The organism is Xenorhabdus entomophaga, assembly GCF_037996725.1.
In the GTDB taxonomy this organism is placed as follows: domain Bacteria; phylum Pseudomonadota; class Gammaproteobacteria; order Enterobacterales; family Enterobacteriaceae; genus Xenorhabdus; species Xenorhabdus khoisanae.
On sequence record NZ_JBBMXH010000001.1, the window covers coordinates 1 to 16,330 of the forward strand.

General features: G+C 42.6%; 12 protein-coding genes. 3 read left to right on the plus strand and 9 right to left on the minus strand.

Translation table 11 applies throughout. The annotated features are described in order from the left end of the window. The 6 genes from AAC854_RS00005 to mak form a co-directional block, all read right to left on the minus strand. Positions 1-1,299, minus strand: a 1,299-nt coding sequence (locus AAC854_RS00005; protein WP_340615321.1) for an ABC transporter substrate-binding protein, incomplete at its 3' end; no start/stop codon positions are given. Positions 1,300-1,550: 251 nt separating this feature from the next. Then, positions 1,551-3,188: a bifunctional metallophosphatase/5'-nucleotidase gene (locus AAC854_RS00010; RefSeq protein WP_340615322.1), complete on the minus strand. Its 1,638-nt coding sequence runs from the start codon at positions 3,186-3,188 to the stop codon at positions 1,551-1,553. An 11-nt stretch (positions 3,189-3,199) separates the two neighbouring features. Then, a complete protein-coding gene (locus tag AAC854_RS00015; RefSeq protein ID WP_340615323.1) occupies positions 3,200-3,973 on the minus strand; it encodes a ribonuclease T2 family protein in 774 nt (257 codons plus the stop codon). Positions 3,974-4,040: 67 nt separating this feature from the next. After that, entirely contained in the window at positions 4,041-5,996 is a 1,956-nt protein-coding gene (locus AAC854_RS00020) for a bifunctional 2',3'-cyclic-nucleotide 2'-phosphodiesterase/3'-nucleotidase (protein WP_340615324.1), read from the minus strand. Positions 5,997-6,058: 62 nt separating this feature from the next. Further along, positions 6,059-6,571, minus strand: a complete 513-nt coding sequence (locus AAC854_RS00025; protein WP_340615325.1) for a hypothetical protein — start codon at positions 6,569-6,571, stop codon at positions 6,059-6,061. Between the two features lie 198 nt (positions 6,572-6,769). Continuing rightward, positions 6,770-7,675, minus strand: coding sequence for a fructokinase (mak, locus tag AAC854_RS00030; RefSeq protein ID WP_340615326.1), 906 nt, complete (start codon positions 7,673-7,675; stop codon positions 6,770-6,772). A 191-nt stretch (positions 7,676-7,866) separates the two neighbouring features. On the opposite strand from mak, the gene rdgC reads away from it, so the two are divergent. Beyond that, positions 7,867-8,778: a recombination-associated protein RdgC gene (gene rdgC, locus AAC854_RS00035; RefSeq protein ID WP_340615327.1), complete on the plus strand. Its 912-nt coding sequence runs from the start codon at positions 7,867-7,869 to the stop codon at positions 8,776-8,778. Positions 8,779-8,886: 108 nt separating this feature from the next. Here rdgC and AAC854_RS00040 read toward each other — a convergent pair whose 3' ends face one another. After that, complete coding sequence (locus tag AAC854_RS00040) at positions 8,887-10,035, minus strand: porin (protein ID WP_340615328.1); 1,149 nt, start codon at positions 10,033-10,035, stop codon at positions 8,887-8,889. Positions 10,036-10,602: 567 nt separating this feature from the next. Between AAC854_RS00040 and AAC854_RS00045 the strand changes: the two genes are divergently transcribed. Together AAC854_RS00045 and AAC854_RS00050 are read left to right on the plus strand one after the other, a co-directional pair. Continuing rightward, positions 10,603-11,241: a TetR/AcrR family transcriptional regulator gene (locus tag AAC854_RS00045; RefSeq protein WP_340615329.1), complete on the plus strand. Its 639-nt coding sequence runs from the start codon at positions 10,603-10,605 to the stop codon at positions 11,239-11,241. Positions 11,242-11,335: 94 nt separating this feature from the next. Further along, positions 11,336-13,732 (plus strand): family 20 glycosylhydrolase, encoded by a 2,397-nt coding sequence (locus AAC854_RS00050; RefSeq protein WP_340615330.1) that lies wholly within the window; start codon positions 11,336-11,338, stop codon positions 13,730-13,732. A gap of 67 nt (positions 13,733-13,799) precedes the next feature. Here AAC854_RS00050 and AAC854_RS00055 read toward each other — a convergent pair whose 3' ends face one another. Together AAC854_RS00055 and AAC854_RS00060 are read right to left on the minus strand one after the other, a co-directional pair. Further along, positions 13,800-14,852, minus strand: coding sequence for an alpha-xenorhabdolysin family binary toxin subunit B (locus tag AAC854_RS00055; protein WP_340615331.1), 1,053 nt, complete (start codon positions 14,850-14,852; stop codon positions 13,800-13,802). Between the two features lie 45 nt (positions 14,853-14,897). Then, the gene (locus AAC854_RS00060; RefSeq protein ID WP_422824004.1) at positions 14,898-16,112 is read right to left on the minus strand and encodes an alpha-xenorhabdolysin family binary toxin subunit A; all 1,215 of its coding nucleotides are present in this window, start codon (positions 16,110-16,112) and stop codon (positions 14,898-14,900) included. Positions 16,113-16,330: the final 218 nt, after the last annotated feature.

Sequence of the window (16,330 nt, forward strand, 5' to 3'; positions counted from 1 at the left end):
ATATATGTGGCAGCTCATCAAAAGAGTTAAGATTTTCTTGAATGCCGCTTCAGCAAATAGTTGGAAAGGAATAGGAAATATGAAATTCTCATAATTATGAAAAGTTATATATAGCAAGGTAAACTTGAGCGGATTATTTTTATTAAATCCCGCTTCTTTCAATAACGCATTAGCCTTTGTAACGCGTTGTTCCTGTGTCCATGAAGCATATTCAGGATGTTTTAAATAAATACCTCCGGCACCCGGAGAGACAACATCATAAGCGGGTTTTTGACCATTACCTAACACCTTGTCAGTAATAATATTCCTGTCCAACGCTAAAGCCAGCGCTTGCCTGACCCGAATATCATTAAATGGCGGTTTTTGTGTATTAAACAGATAATAATAAACGCTCAGTTTGGGTTTAACATGCAGTTGATCACCAAACTTTTTCTTAACCATTGGCAAGAATTCCGATGGCCCACCGTTGGATATATCAAGTTCTCCTGTCATATAACGATTGAAGTCAGCTTTATCATCGGATAATGGCAAGTAAGTGACTTTATTAATGATGGTATTTTTATCATCCCAATAATAGGGGTTTCTGATGCCGACAATTTTCTCATTCACTACCCATTCAGACAGTTTAAAAGGCCCGTTGCTGACAAAAAATTGGGGTTGCGTCCATTTACTGCCATATTTTTTGATCACCTTTTCACTAACAGGAGACATAGCAGGGTGTGCCAGCATTTGCAGAAAACCGGCTTTGGGTCTTTCCAGGGCAATTTCTATCGTTGAATCATCCAGTGCTTTAATTCCCAATTCTTCAGGCTTTTTCTTACCAGACAGTACATCTTGTGCATTCACAACCGTGGCTTGAATCAGGTAGCTACCGTAAGGGGAAATCGTGTCAGGTGTTACCAAACGCTGAAAAGAAAAAACCACATCATGGGCGGTAATGGGGGTACCATCAGACCATTTAGCTCCTTTTCTTAAATGGAAAATCCACGTTTTATTATCTTTGGTTTCCCAGCTTTCAGCTAAAGCCGGGATGATTTTCTCTTCTTTATCCGTATCAACCAAGCGTTCAAAAAAATCCCGCAAGATATCAAATTCACTACTGCCATCAGCTTTATGCGGATCTAAAGAAGCGGGCTCGGAAAAATTATTGCGGGTAATTTCTTGTTTATCTGCTAATTGAACATCGAGAGGAACAACAGCAGCATAAGAGAACGTGATACTTCCTAATATTAAGCTAACAAAACAGGTTAATAATCTGGTTATTTTATTCTTTATCATCATTACCAGCATTTTCTGCATTTGAGTGATCTCCATAACTATTTTTATTATTAAACAATCATTACATATATTACTGTCACCTTATTATCATTACCGATATAAATATTACTGAAACCAGTAATAAGAAATCTTTCCTAAATTTATTCGAATGTATAAGTGCAACGTATAATAATTAACGTTGCACTTATGATCTGGATCAAACAACCGTTACAGTATCTTTGATCTATTCATTTTATCTAGCGTGTTCTGCGTTATCTTTTAACGCCATCACACTATTTTCTACCGAGATCAATAATTCGATCTTGTTTCGGATAATGAATCGGGGATTTTTCTGTGAAGTATTTAACCACCGCATCCACATCTGGCACGTTATAGACGGGATCGGTGCCTTCTTTAAATACGGAGAAACTACTTCCTCCTGTCGCCAAATATTCATTGGCCGCTACACGGTATTTAGCTTTCAGATCAATCGGTTTTCCGTTGATTTTGATCGAGCTAACAATAACGCGATCACCAACCGGTTTGATGCTGTCCCAGGAATACTGGAGGGTATGCGATACTGCCAATACCTGTGGACGTGTGCGATCCCATTGCTGTTCCAGCAGGCGTTTGATCTGCTCACCAGTCAGTGTTTTAGTTACCATTATGTTGGAAAACGGCTGGACAGTATAAATCGCATTATAAGTCATATCTCCCGCAGCCATAGGCGCCCGGATACCACCGTTGTTGACGAATGCAATCTGTGCCCCGCCATTTTCTTTCGCCGTGGTTGCATACAAATGAGCATCCGCGATCACTTTGCCCAATGCAGATTCTCCGCTTTGGCTGGTCTCTTTGGTCAGATTGCTTTCCAATTTACCAACAATGCGGTTCGCCAGTGGCGTGGCAATTTTTTCATAGGATGACAGCAACTCGGTGATTTTTGGATCTTTGGTATATTTGCGGTTATCAACCCAAATATTTTCAGCCCTGAAATCCACGACATCTTTCGTGGTTTTATCCAGTTTCAGATCCAATTGAGTAAGCAGTGCGCCATTGGATTCGGCTGAAGTAACAGATTTTCCATTGATCACACAGTTATAAGCCTGATGGGTATGCCCGCTGATCACGAAGTCCACTTCTTTATCCAAGTAATTGACGATCTCCAATATCTTACCTGTCACGTCATTACAGGCATTGACATCAATGCGCCCACCTTTACGTTTCTGTGCAGCACCTTCGTGGATCAGGACACCTATCGCTTTCACTCCTTTTTTCTGCAATTCCGGCACTAAGGCGTTGATGGTTTTGACTTCGTTGGAGAAAGTCAGCCCCTCAGTACCTTGAGGAGTCACAATGGCCGGGGTTCCTTCCAGTGTCAGGCCGATAAAGGCAACCGGAACGCCATCAAACTCTTTAATGACATATTCAGGGAAAAGTGTTTTGCCCGTTTCATTAACGGTGACATTGGCAGACAGGTATTTAAAATCTGCGCCTTTAAAGGGTTTTGGCCCCTGACAGCCCGTCACCGGATGGCAACCGCCATTTTGCTTACGCAGTAACTCATCCTTACCTTTGTCGAATTCATGGTTACCGACAGAAGTTGCCTCCAATCCGGCCAAAGAGAGGGCTTCAATACTCGGTTCATCATGGAACATGGAAGAAAGCAATGGGCTGGCGCCAATCATATCTCCGGCAGCAACGACGATATTGTTCGGGTTTTCTTGTTTCAGTTTTTTAATCAAGGTAGACATATGTTCAATGCCACCCGGCTGATTAGGACCCGGGGCCTTCAATGCGCCGTGAAAGTCATTCAGGCCCAGAACCCGCACATCCACCACATTCGCCGGATCATAGGCAGGTTTGGTTGCACACCCTACCAACAAGGCGGCGCCAATCGCAATCGGAAGTAATCTGTATTTATAATTCATTATGTTATCCTTTAACGTTCAGGCTTTGGACAATCGATCACGTCAAAATTCTTGCTATAGCAGATATAGAATTCGTCACGAGTAATCTGAATATGTTTACCTTTCAATACTGGATTATGTTCTTGCAGGAATTGAATCAGTTTCTTATTGGATGGCCGGCCTTCCGGCAATATCAGGCTATTGAAAAGCGCTTGCTGTTTGCTGAAATATTGTTTTGCGGTATCGAAGGCACAAACACCGTGTTTTTCCCATTCAGCTTGCAGCAAATCAATGCCGGGAGAGGTACACAGGTAAGGTTTAATGGTTTGGTAATCCAGCGCAGGTAAATCCCCTTTGCACAAACGAGGATGTTTTCGAATATCTGACCAGTCGCGGCACTCTTCCATGGATTTGCCATCGCAGGTTTCGGCCCATAAGCCATGCAGTATCCAGCCAAATTTATTATCAGAGAAGCATTGCAGTTCGAATTTTTCATATTCGCGCTGTGCTTTGGCTTTCTCATTCTCGTTTTGCAGGCGTTTTATGTCGTCCTTTTTGTAATCACAAAATGAAGGTGAGTAGTTAATAGCCAGTTTAAAGTAGTCAGTTGAAGCCTTGTCGTTCTGCCCATAATGATCCGTTTTTAGATCATAGTCGTAATTGGCAGTGGGTTGCTCTGGCACGATGCAGGCTGTCCCTTCCACCAAATGGGCTTGTGCCCGCAGAGGTTCGTGGGTTTCGGGCGAAGTAGCACATCCCGCTGCCATTATTGCCAAAACAAGAGATAACGGTTTTAGAAAACGCATAGCAATCGATCCACTGTCAGATAAATCGTCCGCCTGCCCCCAAAAGGGCAGGCATCAATATCAAGTTTTATTTTCTCTCTGCCAAATCAATTTGATAGATAGCAAAACCGATATCATCATTTTTCAAGTACTTCACGGGATACTGGGCATGTTCTTTAATGAATTTCGCCGCTTTTTCTGATGGTGAAGTTTCAAAGCGTACATCCAGCTTTTTATCTGTCTTAATTGGCAGGAATGACCAATTATTTTCAGCCTGTGTGGAGACTACGCCTTTCTCTTTAGTGATTCTGGAAATGTAAGAAGCCAAAATGGTGCGGTTTTCATCCGGTGAAGCAAACGCAATGTGATCTTCTCCGGTTCCTGCAAATTTACCGCCGTAACCACGGTAGTTATTGGTGGCAATCAGGAAAGTGGCTTTCGGATCAATCGGCTTATCCTGATAAGTCACGTCTTTGATGCGATTCGCGCCTTTATTGATAAGCTGGCAATCTGTGTCATATTTGGCTGGCTGGGTCAGGTCTATCTTATAGTTAACACCTGTAATCGTGTCGAAGTTATAAGTACGAAAGCCATCCCAGTTCAGCAATTCTTGCGGTTTGGTGGATGTTGGATCGATCTGGTTAAACATGCCCGCAGAGCACTCCAGCCATTCAACCACATCCGCGCCCGTTGCTTTAACGACAACCAGTGTATTCGGGTAGAGATACAGGTCAGCCGCGTTACGGAAAGTCAGATCACCTTTTTCCACTTCCACAAAGTCAGCCGGTGCATTTTTACGCCCACCCGCTTTGAAAGGGGCGGCTGCCGCCAGGACAGGAATTCCTTCCAGATTCGGATCACCCTGAATGAAGCGTTTGGTGTAATCCACCTGCGCATCGTTGACAATCTGAACGGTTGGATCGCTTTGGATCAGCGCCAGATAGCTGTACATGTTGGCAGAGGCTTTACCGATGAATTTGCCAACGAAGTCGCGGGTTCCCTGATGATCTTTTTCGATGATGGAGGCCAGATTATTATCGCGCCCGACCAGTGCTTTTTTATGGACTTTGTCATAAATAGGGCGAGCTTCCGCCTTGGCAGATTCGACTTTCCATTCACTACTGTCGTTATTGATCACCATGTCAACAACACCCAGATGATCGCCCCACTGCCCCGGCATCACGGCAGGGATGCCATTCACCGTTCCGTTGGCAACATCGACGCCCTTAACTTCCGCATATTCTTTACTTGGGAACACGCCATGGGCATGACCAAACATGATGGCATTAATACCGGGGACTTCACTCAGATAGTAAACTGAGTTTTCTGCCATAGCCTTATACGGTTCTTGGGAAAAACCAGAGTGTGGAATGGCGATGATCAGATCAGCACCCTCTTTCTTCATTTGAGGAACAAATTTTTTCGCGGTTTCCGTAATGTCATTGACAACAACTTTACCGTCCAGATTTGCTTTGTCCCAAATGCTGATTTGTGGCGGAACAAAGCCGATATAACCCACTTTAATTGTGTGCTCTTTGCCATCCCGGTCTTTTACAGGGGTATCAACGATAATATAAGGCGTAAAGTAGTTTTTGCCGGTTTTAGCATCCATGATATTCGCGTTGATATAAGGGAATTTGGCACCAGCAATGGCCTGTTTCAGGTAATCCAGTCCAAAGTTGAATTCATGGTTACCAAAGTTGCCTACGGTATAACCCATGGTATTCATCAGTTGATGGGCAGGATGAACGTCCCCTTTTTTCAGTCCCTTTGCCGCCATGTAATCTGCAAGCGGGCTGCCTTGAATTAAGTCACCGTTATCAACCAAAATTGCGTTGGTGGCTTCAGACTTGGCCGCCTTGATTAAGTTCGCAGTACGAACCAAACCAAACTGCTCCGTAGACTTATCTTTAAAGTAATCGAAATCCATCAGGTTGCTGTGAATATCCGAGGTTTCCATCACTCGTAAATCGACTGTCGCCGCGTTCACATTGAATGCCACCAACATTGCTAATGTTGATATTTTCAACACACTCTTCATCATGCTATGCCCCTTTATAGAATGATACGGGAGAACCCAAATGCGCCCTCCCTGTGGAATTTTGCTTAAAAAGACAAACGTGCTCCTGTACCCAGAATGGTTTGTTTTTTATTTTTGTAAGCCGGATTGTCGCTACGGACATCATCATATGCCGTTTCAACAAACAGGATCAGGCTATTGTACTTAGAAACCGCAAAACGTTTATCTAAACCGACCGTGTAAGTCTGTTTTTTATAGTTGAATGTATTGGCATCCCCGTCACGCAGATAATATCCTGCATACATGCCGCTTCCTATTTTATCCCAATGCCACTTACCAGCCAGACCGTAGAGATTGGCTTTCCAGTCACCTTTGACCGATTTTTCCTGTAAGTTTCCACTGCCTTCTTTGTACACCAGCCCGGAGTTTTTGGAACGCGCCAAGCCGTAATCGAAACCCACGGAGAATTCACGGCCGGGGAAATAATATTCCACACCCAAAGCCAGCAGGCTATCTTGTGGAGAAGCTAATCCTGCATCGCTGACACTCTTTCCTATTATTACGCGTAACATGGAAAACAAATTAACACATAAGGTCACAAATTTAACTTAAGTAAGACTTTAATAATTCTGATTTCTTTATACAGATAGGCTAAATAAAAAAGTGCAGATAGAAGCCATATATCATGGTTATTCATATTTCAAGTTGCGGTTTTTATTTGCTTTCATTCTCCGGTGCACGCAACTTGAAATCTATTAAGGGTATCGGGTTCAGGTATTTTCAATCGATACCTGTTATTACTGAGGCCACAACCAAGCAGCTCCGCGCACACCACTAGAATCACCATGCACGGCTTTTCTAATCGGTGTAGCACACTCTCCGCCAAACACCCACTCTTTGACTAAATCTGGCAAGGTTTGGTAGAGACGATCAACGTTACTCATTCCACCACCCAGCACAATCACATCCGGATCAAGTAAATTAATGACTTGTGCCAAGGCCCGTGCCAAGCGCCTTTCATAACGGCACATCGCCAATTCGGCCAGTTCATCTCCTTGTGTCACCGCTTCGATAATTTCGTGGCCCGTTTTATGTAACCCGCTTAATAGAAGATAATCCTTCATAAAACCTGTTCCCGACACAAAAGTTTCGGTACAGCCCGGTTTGCCACAAAAACAATGAACTTCTGCCTGATACGCTCGATCTTCTTCATCCATCCACGGTAACGGGTTATGTCCCCATTCTCCTGCCAGCCCATTCCCGCCCGCATGAACCCGCCCATCAAACGCAATCCCGGAACCACAACCCGTCCCAATGATAACAGCGAATACCATTGGCTTTCCCGCCCCTGCCCCGTCAGTAGCTTCTGATACCGCCAGACAGTTTGCATCGTTGGCGATACGTATTTCACGCCCCAACAAAGCAGCAATATCCTTATCCAAGATTTGGCCGTTCATCCAGACAGAATTGGCATTTTTAACTTTTCCGGTAAAAGGCGAAATAGCACCGGGTATTCCAATTCCCACTGTACCTTGCTGACCGGTTGCCCGCTCTGCATCGTTAATCAGCTCAACGATCGCTTTCAATGTTTTTTGATAGTCATTACGAGGGGTATCTGCCCGCTTACGAAACAGCTCTTCCCCCTGATCACCTAATGCGATCACTTCAATCTTGGTTCCACCCAGATCAATACCTATGCGCATAGCTTACCTTTTCTATTTAGTGCCTATTCAGGCAGGCACCGAGTGCAATGAGACTTTTTATTATATGAGAATAAGGAAGTTATTATATGAAACTAATGAAGTTCTAGGGCTTCGTCACATGATTCGTTATTATGCACCCTTATGTTTTAATATGACCTTTGTCATGATGCGCAACAATATGGGGTAACTGCATGTTATGGTTCAAAAATTTAATGATTTACCGTTTAAACCGAGAGATATCTCTTTCTGCGGATGAACTGGAAAAACAATTAAGCCCATTGGCATTCACCCCGTGTGGCAGTCAGGATATGATGAAAACCGGTTGGGTTTCTCCAATGGGTTCTCACAGTGAAGCATTGACCCATGCTTCTGGTAATCAAATTCTGATTTGCGCACGTAAGGAAGAGAAAATGCTGCCTTCCCCTGTCATTAAGCAGGAGTTGCAGGCAAAAATAACTCGCCTGGAAGGTGAACAGCACCGTAAGCTGAAAAAAACAGAAAAAGACTCCCTGAAAGATGAAGTCATCCACACTCTGTTGCCAAGAGCATTTAGCCGTTTCAACCAAACCTATATTTGGATCGATACCGTTAATAATCTGATCATCGTTGATGCCGCCAGTGCAAAACGTGCTGAAGATAATCTGGCACTATTGAGAAAAACACTCGGCTCATTGCCGGTCGTTCCCCTGACATTCACCGATCCTATTGAGCTGACCTTAACCGAATGGGTACGTTCAGGTAATCTGCCTACAGGTTATGCCCTGATGGATGAAGCCGAATTGAAAGCGATTTTGGAAGAAGGTGGGGTTATCCGCTGTAAGAAGCAAGAATTGGTTTCAGACGAAATCGCAACCCATATTGAATCCGGCAAGTATGTCACCAAACTGGCATTGGATTGGGAGGAACGCGTTCAATTCATGCTGTCAGATGATGGTTCTTTTAAACGTATTAAATTCAGCGAAACCCTGCGTGAACAAAACGATGATATCGATCGTGAAGATGTTGTCCAACGATTTGATGCAGATTTTACCCTGATGGCGGGTGAATTAAGCGCACTGATCAAAAACACCATTGATGCGCTGGGCGGCGAAGCAGAAAAATAAATAACTGGCGAACTGCCTGCAACGGTGATATCCATTGAGGCAGTTCGACGAGATAATATGTGTTATTTTTCAGCAATCTGTTTTATCAGTTCAGTATAGTTATCTCAATCAGAAGCGGTAAACCAAACCAACGCCAAAAATGTCATCGGTGGTGATCTGAGCCTTCTTACTAAAATCATTGTCTTTCAGCAAATTAAATTGATATTCAGCATAGGTGCCCATATTTTTGTTGAAATTGTAGAAAGCACCTACTGAAACATACTTCACCAAATCTTCAGAACCTTTGGATGCCAGAACGCTCTTGTCAGCCAGGTCTTTGCCCAGATCTTTGCCTTTAGAATAAACAAAAGCAAGGGATGGACGCAGACCAAAATCAAACTGATACTGAGCAGTCAGCTCAATGTTCTGCGTTTTATTGGCAAACATGGTATGCCCGTCCACAGAGCTGCCAAATCTGGTTAAGTTACGGGTTTCACCATACATGGCCGCCAGATAGACGTTATTTCTGTCATATTTGGCAGAGACGCCCCAGGCTTCGGCTTTATTCCCTTTAGCCAGTACCTTAGCACCATCACTCCCCAGTTTTTGGGCCGAAGTACGGTTAGAGTTACCATATGCAGCACCAATACTGAAACCGTTATCAAAATCATAGGAACTAGAAAGACCAAAGCCGTCACCGTTTTGCCTTGATATATCACTACGACTATTTTTAGTACCACCATCATTTTTAGCTTGATACTGCAAAGCAAAATTCAGCCCATCCACCAGACCAAAAAAGTCAGTATTACGGTATGTCAGTAACCCTGTCGAACGCCCCATCATGAAATTATCAGTTGCCGCCATGGAATCACCACCAAATACTGGCAATGCGTCCGTCCATGCGTTGACATCATAAACGACCCCCATATTACGCCCATAATCCAGTGAGCCGTATTCGCCATATTTCAAACCCGCGAACGCGTAACGTGTTCTGGTATTTTTTCCACTCTCCGTTTCCACGCCGTTGGCACCCATATTAAATTCCCAACGCCCGTAACCAGTCAGTTTATCCGTAACTTGGGTTGAACCTTTAATACCTACACGACCAACAGAGCTATCTCCAGATTCTTGATTTGATTTGGAGAATGTTCTCTGAACATCGGCTTTACCATATAAATCAATTTTATTGCCATCCTTATTATAAATCTCAACCGCGTTTGCAGTGCCTGTGATGAGAAGTACCGGAAGTGCCATTGCTATTACGTTGTGTCTTATCATTATCATGATCCTCATTGGTATTGTTATTTTTTCGCCACCGCCAAGAAATTCACATTCCAAGGAGTCTTTTCTGGAATAAATGATCAGGTGTGAGCGGAATATTTTTTACATGAACCAGTTACTGAAATGTTAAATTTGTAACAAGTAATAGCGATACTAAGATTTAAGGCAACCTTTTGCTAACAAAAATTGACAAAAAGTGCCATCCTGTGATGAGAATCACAATGTGAGCATAAATACAATGATCTTATCGTACTAAATATAAAAATAAATGACTTAAAACAGTTAGTTAGAAATATTAAATGATGTAATAAAAAATATGCTTTGCCACAATTAAGGCTTTTTTTAATTTGATGTGTACTTTTCCATGCTAATTTGTATTTTTCACGATCGTTAATAATGAAATTAGTTATAATAACTAATTGATATTGTTGACAAGTGCCTTTGGATTCTGTATTTGGTGAAAGGTGATTTAATCCTTCCATTTAAAATAAAATCAGTAATTTCTGTTTGTTAATGGAATCACGCCAATGCGGTACAAATATTAACAACTCATAGGGTGCTAAAATGGCAGAAAATCATTCGCGTCCACGGGGTCGCCCCACAATTCCAGAGCAGGAAATACGCCAAAAGATTCACGATGTCACATTTTTACTTATTGTTAATCAAGGCTATAACAAAACAACGATGGATGTTGTTGCCAAGAAAGCCGGCATCGCCAAGAAAACGCTCTATCGCTTTGTTAAGAATCGAGAAGATTTGCTTGAACAAGTTGTCATGCACTGGACAGATAATTTTATTCCCGTTTTTGAGAAAGAAGCCAATAACCCTCAACAACTCATCAAGTTATTAAAAGTATATTTAGCAGAAATAGCGGAGAGGTCATTATCGACAAACGCTGTAGGTTTATTCAAATTACTGCAAACCGATTTTCCTTATCGTGAAATATTGCTGGATAAATATCAGCAAAGCGGCATTGAAAAAGACCAGAATATTCTTGCCAATTGGCTTAAACGCCAATATCAACGGGGATTATTGAAAAAACTGGATTACCACCTTGTCAGTGAATTGATGATCTCTATGGTCATTGCGGAACCCCTCAGGAAAATGGCGCTAGGTCTTCTCCCACCCCTGCCGGAAACAGATATTATGCCTCGTATCACCGCAGCAATTACATTACTCAATAATGGGTTTATAAAGAAATAATCATTATTCCTCCATTATACTACTTTCATAAAAATATAAATCGGCGCTGAAACAGAAAATAAATCAGCGCCTTCTCTAAGATGAGAAAGACAACATGAAATTTTCCTTTCACCCATTATTATTAATCGCAGCATTAAATTATAGTTGTTCATCTATTGCGGCTTCTGCCAATCACCTTCCCCTTATGCCGTGGCCACAACAAATTTCAGTGCAACAGGGAACTCTTTATAAGATTGACAGAAAATTGAATATCACTGTTGCAGGGGATGACATGCAGGATGCGGTATCCCGCTGGCGAAAACGAATTGAAGCCCAAACGGGCTGGGTATTGCCTCCCCCTGATGCGACTTTTTCTCCTGTTCAGACAATCAGAATCACTATTGGTAAAAAAGTTTCTCCGATTCCTCAACCTGACAGCGATGAAAGTTACCAGTTAATCATTGATTCCCGCAGTATCACACTGAAAGCCGCGACCCGTTTTGGTGCACTGCGTGGCATGGAGACGTTGCTGCAATTACTGCAAAATGATGCCAAAGGGACTTATCTGCCACTGGTGAATATCTCGGATAAACCGCGATTTTCATGGCGTGGGGTTATGCTTGATTCCGCCCGTCATTTCCTGCCAGTTGATGCAATCAAACGTCAGTTAGAGGGTATGGCTGCCGCCAAAATAAATGTATTTCACTGGCACTTAACCGATGATCAAGGCTGGCGTTTCGCTTCTGAGCATTATCCTAAACTGCAACAACTTGCCAGCGATGGGCTGTTTTACAGCAAGGCTCAAATGCAGGAAGTTGTGACTTATGCGAGTAGTTTGGGCATCCGGGTTGTGCCTGAAATCGATTTCCCCGGCCATGCCTCAGCAATTGCCGTTGCCTACCCTGAATTGATCAGTAAACGCGGGACTTATGAGATGCAGCGCGGATGGGGAGTACACAAACCAACGCTGGATCCGAGCAATCCTAAAGTATATCAGTTTGCCGATACCTTAATCGGCGAGGTTGCTGCGATTTTCCCTGATCCCTATATCCATATTGGCGGTGATGAAGTGGATACCTCTCAATGGCAGGCCTCCGATAAAATACAGGCACTCATGCAGGAAAAGGGGGTGAAAGATCCCCATGCTCTGCATGCGTGGTTTAATCAGGAATTGGAAAAGATCCTTGCAAAGCACGGACGAAAAATGGTGGGTTGGGATGAGATCTATCACCCTTCCCTGCCTCGTTCGGTCGTTATCCAATCATGGCAAGGGCAGGATTCTCTGGGCAAAACCGCCTCTGATGGTTATCAGGGGATTTTGTCCACGGGGTTTTATCTTGACCAGCCTCAAAGTACCGCCTATCACTATCGTAATGAGGTACTGCCGCAAGCACTCAATATTGATGATAACCTGAAAGCCAATGAAACCGCTCAAAGCTGGTCATTTACGATGCCACGTTTAAAAGGCAGTCCTGTTACCGGCAGTTTTACCTTAATTGAGGATGAGAAAGGCAAATGGCGCGGTTTTATTGATTTTGCCGGAAAATCACGTCGGGCCGTTAATAAGATTGTCTGGCAAGGAGAGACGGTCAAATTTACTGTGGATAGCTGGATGGGAGAAACGACGCCCGTTGTGAATCTCAATCAGAAACAGAAAACTGCGGACGGTTATATTTTATTAGGCAATGTGCGCTATCCGATCACCGGCGAAAAGCTCGTGGCAATGCCTGTCGGCAGGCAACCTGTTGTGCCAGCCAGTCAGCATCAGCAAAATATTTTAGGCGCTGAGGCAGCATTATGGTCAGAGAACGTCACGGCTGAAGTGCTGGATATTAAGCTCTGGCCGCGAACTTTTGCCATTGCTGAACGGCTCTGGTCTGCCCAAGATGTGACGAATGAAAAACACATGTACCAGCGTTTACAAGCAATGGACACATGGACAACCGTATCTGTCGGCTTGCAACAGCAGGCCAATGCGCAGTGGTTAATGACGCGTCTGGCAAACAGTACGGATATTGAGCCATTGCAAATCCTGTCGGAAGCCGTGGAACCCGCCCAATATTACTCCCGCCATCATGCCAAGTTTCAGGCAGGTAATTACCATCAATACGAACCGCTTTATCGTTTTGCCGATGCACTGGAGCCGGAAAGCCATGTTGTCAGGGAAATGGATGCTTTGGTTGATCGGCTACTCAAAAATAAGCGGGATTGGCAAGCGGAACAGGCATTGCGTGATCGTCTGATACGCTGGCGCGATAATCATGATCCCGCGATGAAGATCGTCAAAGCAAATTATATGATGCGTGACCTTATTCCCGTTGCCAATGATATGGGTGAAATTGCTGAACTCGGCTTGTTGATGCTGGATCACCTGAAAGCCGGAAAAACATTTTCTTCGCAACAATGGCAGGATGCGCAAAAGCTACTGTCACAAGGGGCGCAAATGCGGGATGAAGTTGTTATTCGGGCGGTATATCCGCTGGAACGGATGCTTGATTATCTGAATAAGTAAAACGATTATTAAGAGCCTATTTTTCAATAGGCTCTGGACAAGTGACGATCAGATAAGAAAGTAACGATTATTTCAGCTTATTATATTGTTCTGCCAAATTTTTCAGGAAATCCAGTTGACCATTTATCAGGTTCGTCAAATCCTTCTGATCAACTTTATTACCGGACAAACTGTGTAATTGGGTCGCAAATTCGTTCCACGCTTGCTCCAGTTTAACCGCTTCTGAAAGAAGAACGGTGCGTTCTGCGTCGATTTGTACCACATCTTTTAAACCAGAAAGCCGGGATTCTGTTTCCTGTAATGTCGTTTTCAGTACGTCAGTTTCTTTCATTACCTGATCGATTTGATCAGTGAGTTTCATTCTGGCATCTGCCAATTCTGAGTATTTCAATCCTTCAGAAATTTTGCCCAGTATTTTTCTGGCAATCTCAACACCTTGTTTAATCGCCTGTTTAATGGCTTCTTTTTTAGGTTGGGTAAAGTCTAAGCTGTCAATATCACTGGCGCTGGGAATAAAATCTTTAAACATATCAGCGATATTATTCGCACGAATAACGTCCTGACTTTCGATGATTTTAGCCCGATCTTCATCCAGTTTTTTTCTTTTTTCTGCTTTATTTTCGATCTCGCTCTGCAATTCTGCTTTTTTGGATTCCGTTTGCGCTACAAGATCTCCCAAGCGCTCTGCAATCACCATGTTGCTAATATCATTCATTTTTCCGGTCAGTTGGCTGGTTCTGCCACTGAAATTGATAATCACATTATCGATATCTTTTGACAATTTCCCGATCAATTGATTACGTTCTTCCAGTAAGGCATTGCGATCATCGTCACTCAAATCAGGGGTTGCCAAAGCTTCATCAATTTGGCTAATCGTTTGGAAAGTCTCCCCCTCAGCAAACTGACTGAGTACTGGCGTTAATTGTGCCAGGGAATCACGAATCGATTCATTGAGATCACGGCTATAGAGCCTGACTCGCTCAACTTTTTCACCAATAATTTCAATACCAGATGTTTGTCGTCCTGCCAAAAGCCAAATTGTATTTGCCGCTTGATTCAGAGCCTTGATATTGACTTCTGGATACAGGGTTTCTTTTTGTGAGGTATTCTTTTCAGACATTCTAATATTCCTTTTTATTTTATAAATTCTTTATTCAAGAAGAAATCAGCTATAGAGTTTTCTATATTCTGCCAATGCCTCATCGAAAGTTTTAACTAATTGAGCAGCAGAACCCTGAACTTCTTTCCAAGGGCTAATAACTTGCTTAAATGTCGCCACAAAAGAAGTGAGCTTCAACGCATCATTAATTTCGGCAAATTTATCTTTTGAAGTCGTAATTTGCGTTAGCATGGTGCTCCACATGAAATCCAAATGATTCAGGGCCACTTCCGCATCCACCATACGAATACCAATATCACTAAATTTGAGGGATAAATCCTGAATTGCAGTCTGCAATGCACTTTTACCTTTAACTTGCTCCTGCAAACCTTTAACTTCATCAATCAATTCATTTTTACGTTTACGTGCTTTTTCTGCTTTATCACCAAAAATACCGCCCGTAATCGCCCAACCAATAATGCCTCCTGCCATTCCAGAAAATGCCAGACCGACGTATTTGTCGTAGTCTTTTTTGAGTTGTTCAATTTCACTGTTTTTACTGTCGATTTTATCTTGCAGCTCTTTAATGGTGGTAGAAAGGTTATTCTTATCCATCAGATCTTTTTTGTTCTCGAGCTGTGGTTGTAACCCTTCCGCTTGATTACCATTTGATAATTCCCCACCAATCAAAGTGATTTTAAAATCAGTTACCGAATATTTAACTCGCTGGGTATTTTCCTGCTGTTTCTCAATATCCTTCTTCATACTTTCAAGGATATTCCCTAATTCAACAGCGATTTCTTTATCATCATTGGTATAAGTGATTTCAGCGAGTTGTTTATCAGTTAAATCACCCAGTTTTGTCTTTACACGTTCAATAATCGGCATCTGATCAATAACACTGATGATATCCTCGCCCGTTTCAGTAATTTGTCTGCCGGCATTTTCCAAATCGATACTTTGCTGTTGAACATTGCTTTCTACACCACTCCAGCTCAGCGTGTGGTCGTGAATGCCTTTAAACAAAGTCGTCATATCTGCGGGTTTTAAACCATCAATATCAATGTCATTGTAACCAATATATTGCTTAACTCCTTCCAAAGTATAAGGAAGCGCCAAGCCACGTTTAACATATAATTTAATACTAATGAGATCTTCTTTAGTAAAGATACCACCCGGACGAGTTACTCCCTCTATCTGGCTGGTCAATATTTTTAAGGTAACTGCGGGAACCTCTGATACAGGAATTTTATTTTCTGCCAATCCGTTATTTAATAACATATCGTTCTCCATTACTGTTGCTGGTTTAATTTAAAGTTAATTAAACTTCGCATTTTCCCATCTGAAAACATTTTTATTTTAGTATCTTTTCAATATGTGCAATTAAGTTACCCTTAATGTTAAAGGACGATATTTTCATCTAACAATATATTTTTTATCTATTGCTTTGCTTTATTGATTTTCATTATTTAAGCATATCAATAAAACTCAAATTCAAT